Origin of the sequence: Nostoc sp. LEGE 06077, assembly GCF_015207705.1 — a bacterium.
In the GTDB taxonomy this organism is placed as follows: domain Bacteria; phylum Cyanobacteriota; class Cyanobacteriia; order Cyanobacteriales; family Nostocaceae; genus Nostoc_B.
On record NZ_JADEWI010000131.1, the window covers coordinates 1 to 1151 of the forward strand.

Consider the following 1151-nt stretch of genomic DNA (forward strand, 5'->3'; position numbering starts at 1 on the left):
TTAAGCTAATCAGCATTTAAGCTGCAATATAGCTGAGATTGCCTTTGTTTTTGATTTTCCGATGCCACTTAATCACTAACTCGCCTTGATTCAACAGCTTATCTAACAGAGATGTTAATTCCTCTACTGATTTAAACAGACGATGAGCAATATATTCCTTACATGAGTGCCAAACTAATTCGATAATGTTGTAATCAGGGCTATAAGCAGGCAAGAATTCTAAAACAAAATTTGGGAATTCTTCAGATATTTTAGCTAGAACATCTTTGCGTTTATGAAAACTAGCATTATCTAAGATTAAAATAATCTTCAGCCCAAATTTCGCAAAATCTTCAGAACAGTTCCCTTTATTTACCCATTCTTGTTTTATTATTTCATTTAGTTGTTGCAATTGCTCATAAAAAATATCTGCATTTCCCTTTTTTACAAAAAAGCATACGCGTTTCCGGTCTAATTCTCTAATTGCTCCCATCACATTGACTCGACCACAACGTCGTTGTCCTGGAACGTTCTTGCGTTTTCCTTTCTTACCCCAAGCCTTCCGACGAATCACACGTAAACTAAAACCGCTTTCATCCCAAAACCATACCTGTAAACGCTCCGGATATTCTCTTGCTATTGATAAATATTGAGTAAGCTTTTCTTTAAACTTGGCTCTAACTAGAGGGTTCTGTTTGTCTTCTAAACCATATTTAGACCAGATATAACTATACTTTTTTCTCTTTAATATCCTCCTTACCTGAGAACTACTTAAATCAATGCCCGTCTTTTCGGTTAAATATGTAGCTAGTCGCTCTGCCGTCCATTTACCAAATTTATATCCTAAATCTGATGGTTCAAGGGATACAGTTTTTAATAGCAGTTCAATATATTCAGAAGTAGCTTTGCGGTAATGTTCATACTCTCTTTTATTATGTAGAGTTTCTAGATTGTCTGGATCACCGTGCATACACCAATATGCTACTGTCCTGTGCGAACAGCCCAAAAATTTAGCAATTTCCTGTTGTGGTTTCCCATCATTCTGTAGCAGAATAATGAGAATTCTTTCTCTGACGTGTGGTAGATCACTTTCTTTTAGAGCAACATGAAGCTTGCTGACTTGCTCCGGCGTTAAAAAGTTTTTGGCTGCTGGTGGCATAGTTGCTTTTAGA

General features: G+C 36.4%; 1 protein-coding gene. It reads right to left on the reverse strand.

Translation table 11 applies throughout. The annotated features are described in order from the left end of the window. Positions 1-16: 16 nt before the first annotated feature. Positions 17-1138 carry an IS630 family transposase gene (locus IQ244_RS32215; RefSeq protein WP_193900713.1) on the reverse strand — a complete coding sequence of 374 codons (1122 nt, stop codon included), beginning with the start codon at positions 1136-1138 and terminating at the stop codon, positions 17-19. Between the last annotated feature and the right edge of the window lie 13 nt (positions 1139-1151).